The organism is Tardiphaga sp. (assembly GCF_028290495.1).
Classification (GTDB): domain Bacteria; phylum Pseudomonadota; class Alphaproteobacteria; order Rhizobiales; family Xanthobacteraceae; genus Tardiphaga.
Window position 1 is genome coordinate 1 of record NZ_JAQGJT010000001.1, and the last position, 4,485, is coordinate 4,485.

The following is a 4,485-nucleotide window of genomic DNA, read 5'->3' on the forward strand; positions in this document are numbered from 1 at the left end:
GGCGCGAATTGTTCGACCGAAAGGCCTATTCCTTGTGAGGCAGAACCGTGATCTTCCGGTCAAGCTGCCAGACCTCGACATCGTGTCCGTCGACCAGCTTCTGCGCGATCTTGACCGCCTTCTCATCATTATCGGCAATGATGGCTTCGGATGATTTGAAGTGACCGTCGGTGCCGACGATGTAGGCGCGGTAGTCAGGCATGATGTCACTCGCTTGCGTTCGGTCCGCTGGCCCGAGCGGACGTTATCGTACGGAACAATTCTAGTTGGCCCGGTTCCGTGTACGCAAGGCACTCGTTCGGGGCATTGGCGCCCGCCACAAGCGCAATGGCACTCAGGTTGTAGGTCAGTTGGACCTGCCCTGCGCGATGGCCAGCGCGCGGCTTACGTGCGCCGGTCCGAGCCTGACCGCCCTCTCATCCCAAGCAGCGCGAAAAGCCTCCCGTGCCTCTCTTCGACTGGCCGCGCGGCCGCTCCCGCCGCCCATCATGCCGAGATTGATTGACCACAGCCATTCGTCGCCAATCCGGTAGATCGTCCCCACTTCCTGCTCGTCGAGCATGACGCCGAAGTGGTCTTCGTCCGGATCGAAGCCAACGGCAGGATATAGCAGAGCGCTGTTCTTGAGGGAAAATGTTCCGCTCATGGCGTCACCGTTCTCCAGGCCACCACACCGCCGGCGAGTTCTGTGCGGATATCTTCTGCTGGCGCAGCGCCACGAGGTGGCTGCGCTTGTACGGGTAGCCCCGGACCTGCGAGCAATCCTTGCAGCGCATGTAACGCTCCAATTCGTGGACGGGCGTCGCCATCGGTCGACGGATCACATCAAGCGCCACGGTCTGATGGGTATCGCAGCCGTGGCAGCGGACCTCGAGATAAGCGAAGCCGGCGTTGAGGGCGTCGCCCATCGTCGGGGACGGCTGGGCCGGTCCCTTGTAACCCAGCATGCGGTAATTCCAAGCCTCGCATGCCAGCACATCGGCGTTCTGTCGGGCGATCTTGGCCCGTTCCGCGGATGCCCGGATCGTGCTGCCGTACAACGTCTCGCGTGACTTGGTGCCCATGGCCGGCAGCATAGGGCGGAATCGGTCGGCTGGGCAGCCGCTAGGGATTGGGGTGGTGATCGGGCAGGGCGCTATTTGCCCAAGATCGCGGTGCTCCTCGATGTGACGACGGTCGCTGCGCAGCGGCGCGGCTGCAATGAATGATGAGATTGAAGACCCCGGCCAAGGCCGCCAGCGTCAACGTATTTTCGTGATCGGATTCATCGCTGATCATCGTAATATTTTGGCATTTCACCTGGAGCGATCGTTCGCTCGGAGCGTCGTCCAAGAAAAAATACCCCGCTGGCGGCATCGGCTTTTAATCTACCTTGCCCAATAAAATCAAAAAACCGCAACCAGAAAAAGGGAAGCGGGAATAGACGCGATAGTTTGTCGCCGACTCCAAGAGATCGGACAAAGTATCGAATGGACCAGAGTAGGGCGACTCCGGGGCCCGAAACTGGGCCGGCGCTGATCTCAGAAAAATGCCTGAAAAGCCAACGGTGTCCGCTTTGGGTGAAGCGGGTGAAATCGTACGCCCGCTCATGAACCTGTTGCATGAAAGGGGTCTCAGCATAGACGATGCCCGAAAGCCGCAGCACACGATGGATTTCGGCCACAACAGTCGCAGGTTCCAGAACGTGTTCCAGAACGGCCTGAATCCAGATGCCGTCGAAGGTGTCATTCGCAAAAGGTATCTTGTGAGCGTCCGCTACTAGGACGGTGTTCTCTGATGAGAAGACATCTGTGCCCACCAGCTCTATTGCCGCATCGGCATAGAGAACATCCGCGCCCGATCCTATTGTGGCGCCGCCTATCACGAGCACCGTCGGCGTTGTTGCAGTCTGCTTTACGATTGACAGAAATAGCGAACAGTTACGTCGGGCGACTGGATTGTTGCCGAAGGTCAACCTGTGTAGTCGAGAACTAATGGAGCGGCCGGTCACATCTCTGCGGAGCACTGAACCACTTGCGGCTCCATACATATCGCGATTGAACACACTAAACTGGAAATCAATCAAGACCGGCTGCCCGTCGATAACCGGAAAACCTGCGCTGCTATACTCGCAAAGCTCATTCGAGCAGTGGGGCGATGTCGAAAGTTCTACCACTCTCGAAGCGCAGCGCGGGCAGCGAATTCGAGCTTTCCAGATGGAAGAGGCCTCGGACCTACGCTCCGTTTTCATCAGGCAATTAAATCATAATTGGTGAAATCCCGCAAACTGCTGCAGTGGTATTCTCTTCCGGTAAATGTTCATCGCTCAAGAGCGCCAGCAGGTCGAGTTAGCTATTTTCCAAGGCGGCTATCGATCTCGATAAGCTGTCGTTCGAGATCGGCAAGAAAGGTTCTGAGGCGCTCACCGGTCGTAGGGTCTGCGGATTTGATCAGGCGCTTCGCCTGTTCGATCTTGCGAACAAGTTCGGGAATGTCGTGCGTCATCTGCTCCGCCTATGGTTGGGCGGGAGCACCGCTCTCAGTCACCGGTAAACGCCTGGATCCGAGCGGTGATGATCAAAGCTTATCCCGTAAGCGCGCTGGCCGACATAGCAATATCGTTACCGCGCTCACTTTCGAGCCTTGCTAGCCCTGCCAAGCGGTCTTCGACGTGAGCGGAAAAACCCCTCTTCTCCAGCCAGCGAAGACCAAGCGCGAGCTGGCGCAGGTCGTTCCTGGCTGGTCCAACCGGCAGCTTTCGGGCCCGGCAAAGCGCGTCTGCAGCGTGTTTATAGAGGGAGGATGCTTTGTGTTTTTTCATTTGTGAAACGCTCGTTGGTGCTGATGAGAGCGATCGTATGGGTGGGGTAATACTTTCGTCAGTCCGCAATCCGACAAAACCAAAAATTATTTAGCCGCCTATTCGATAATCCGCGCGTAGTGCGAATTCACCGCGCTATCACACTCGCAGGCTGCAGCCCGGATCTTGTCTAAATCATTGATATGGATTCGGCCGCGTGAGTAGGTGATCATGCCCTCTCGTTGCATATTGGCCGCGACTTGCGTCACGCTAGTGCGCCGGACCCCCATCATTTGGGCAAGAAATTCCTGTGTCAGAAGGAGGTCGTCGCCGACCAGCTTCTGCATTCTCAGGATCCATTTGCAGGTGCGGGGCTCCACCTTATGAACGGCGTTGCACGCGCATGTCTGCTGCACCTGCGAAACAAAAAATTGTTCGTAGGCCATCAGCCGAGCGCGGAAAGAGGGATGCTGCTGCGCAAGGTCCCGGACCCGGTCGGCTTCGATGACGGACACGTCGCCGGCGATCTGCATCACCACGAGGTTCAGTGACACTTTGTGGTCAAGGGCGGCGGCCGCGCCGAACTGGCCATCATTGCCGATCATGCCGGTCTCGATGGCGCCGCCGCCGATGAGCTCAACTACGCACGAAATGATCCCGCCATGTGGGAAGTACATCTTCTGAACTGTCGCGTGTGTTTCGCTGATCACATCGCCTTGGCTGAGATGGGCAGTGGTCAGGAACGGCTCGATCTGAGCAAATGTCGCTCGATCGAGACCGGCCAATAAATGATTCTGAAGATGACGGCTCATGGAGGCATCTTTCCCGTCCGGGGCGGGGCGGGAGCACAACCGACTCTCAGTCACCGAAAAATGCCAGGGACAGACCGATGATAAGTCTAATAACGCGCATAAGTGGCCCCGGTCTGCCCGGCTTGCGACATACACCGATGTTTTCGGGCAAATACCCGCCATAACCGAAGGTCTGCACTGGCTTCGCCGGGGCTATCCTAGGAGCGATCTACCTGGTCCCGCGCTGCACTGCAGTCGGACAGTAGGTCGTGCGCCTTTCCGGCCGCGGCCTCGATATCCCGGACTCCGAGTTCAAGTGCTTGAAGATGCAAATCTCGAACGGCAGTCATTGCCGACCGAAGCTGTTTCTCCAGATCGCCAATTTCCTTCACATTCTTCGTCATCTTCAATTCCTGCTTATGACGGTTGAGGTGCGGCACCGGTCGCCACGAATGGATGTCCTTCATGGCAAAATCACGCATCGCGCCCATCTCGGTTTCGACGGCGCGGAGCAGCCACCGCGTTCGCCGCGGAAATTGGTGTAGTCAATCATAACGACTTCGGTTTCGTCCATGGTGCTTCCTCGCTTTCGGGTCATTGCCGCGGTGTCAGCGGTCAAGGATTCCTTTACTACTGGCGGGGTTCGGGTGCTGCGAGAGGATGACGACTAACGCGTCAAAATGCTCTTTACCGAGACCGTCGCAAGGCAGCGCGTTGAACCACGCGCTCAGCTCCTCCCTGCTCGCCATCCCCCGCCCGGCGTCGTTGTATTCTCGGTGATTGGCGATCCGGAGTTCGGCGACTTTGACGCGCCGGTGGTGCTGGCGCGCTACGGCGAGGTGCCGCAGGATTTCCAGTAGGCGGGACGGACAGGCCTCCTTCGGCGATCTTCTGCGAGAGGCTAGGGCGGCTCGG

8 protein-coding genes are annotated in these 4,485 nt (G+C 58.0%); all 8 read right to left on the reverse strand.

Annotated features, from left to right (window positions below; translation table 11 throughout):
* Positions 1–25: 25 nt before the first annotated feature.
* The gene (locus tag JWQ24_RS00005; RefSeq protein ID WP_299802879.1) at positions 26–202 is read right to left on the reverse strand and encodes a hypothetical protein; all 177 of its coding nucleotides are present in this window, start codon (positions 200–202) and stop codon (positions 26–28) included.
* 144 nt (positions 203–346) lie between these two features.
* Entirely contained in the window at positions 347–646 is a 300-nt protein-coding gene (locus tag JWQ24_RS00010) for a hypothetical protein (RefSeq protein WP_299802880.1), read from the reverse strand.
* Between the two features lie 4 nt (positions 647–650).
* Positions 651–1,064 (reverse strand): hypothetical protein, encoded by a 414-nt coding sequence (locus JWQ24_RS00015; RefSeq protein WP_299802888.1) that lies wholly within the window; start codon positions 1,062–1,064, stop codon positions 651–653.
* Positions 1,065–1,264: 200 nt separating this feature from the next.
* Complete coding sequence (locus JWQ24_RS00020; RefSeq protein ID WP_299802881.1) at positions 1,265–2,065, reverse strand: class I SAM-dependent methyltransferase; 801 nt, start codon at positions 2,063–2,065, stop codon at positions 1,265–1,267.
* Between the two features lie 266 nt (positions 2,066–2,331).
* Positions 2,332–2,484, reverse strand: coding sequence for a hypothetical protein (locus tag JWQ24_RS00025; RefSeq protein WP_299802882.1), 153 nt, complete (start codon positions 2,482–2,484; stop codon positions 2,332–2,334).
* 414 nt (positions 2,485–2,898) lie between these two features.
* A complete protein-coding gene (locus tag JWQ24_RS00030; RefSeq protein ID WP_299802883.1) occupies positions 2,899–3,591 on the reverse strand; it encodes a Crp/Fnr family transcriptional regulator in 693 nt (230 codons plus the stop codon).
* Between the two features lie 197 nt (positions 3,592–3,788).
* Positions 3,789–4,052, reverse strand: coding sequence for a hypothetical protein (locus JWQ24_RS00035; protein ID WP_299802884.1), 264 nt, complete (start codon positions 4,050–4,052; stop codon positions 3,789–3,791).
* A gap of 126 nt (positions 4,053–4,178) precedes the next feature.
* The coding region (locus tag JWQ24_RS00040; protein ID WP_299802886.1) for a hypothetical protein at positions 4,179–4,485 on the reverse strand (307 nt) is incomplete at its 5' end.

Excerpts from the sequence above, each read along its gene's own strand:
- JWQ24_RS00005 (WP_299802879.1), bottom strand. The coding sequence starts at position 202 with ATGCCTGACTACCGCGCCTACATCGTCGGCACCGACGGTCACTTCAAA.
- JWQ24_RS00010 (WP_299802880.1), bottom strand. The coding sequence starts at position 646 with ATGAGCGGAACATTTTCCCTCAAGAACAGCGCTCTGCTATATCCTGCC.
- JWQ24_RS00015 (WP_299802888.1), bottom strand. The coding sequence starts at position 1,064 with ATGGGCACCAAGTCACGCGAGACGTTGTACGGCAGCACGATCCGGGCA.
- JWQ24_RS00025 (WP_299802882.1), bottom strand. The coding sequence starts at position 2,484 with ATGACGCACGACATTCCCGAACTTGTTCGCAAGATCGAACAGGCGAAG.
- JWQ24_RS00030 (WP_299802883.1), bottom strand. The coding sequence starts at position 3,591 with ATGAGCCGTCATCTTCAGAATCATTTATTGGCCGGTCTCGATCGAGCG.
- JWQ24_RS00035 (WP_299802884.1), bottom strand. The coding sequence starts at position 4,052 with ATGCGTGATTTTGCCATGAAGGACATCCATTCGTGGCGACCGGTGCCG.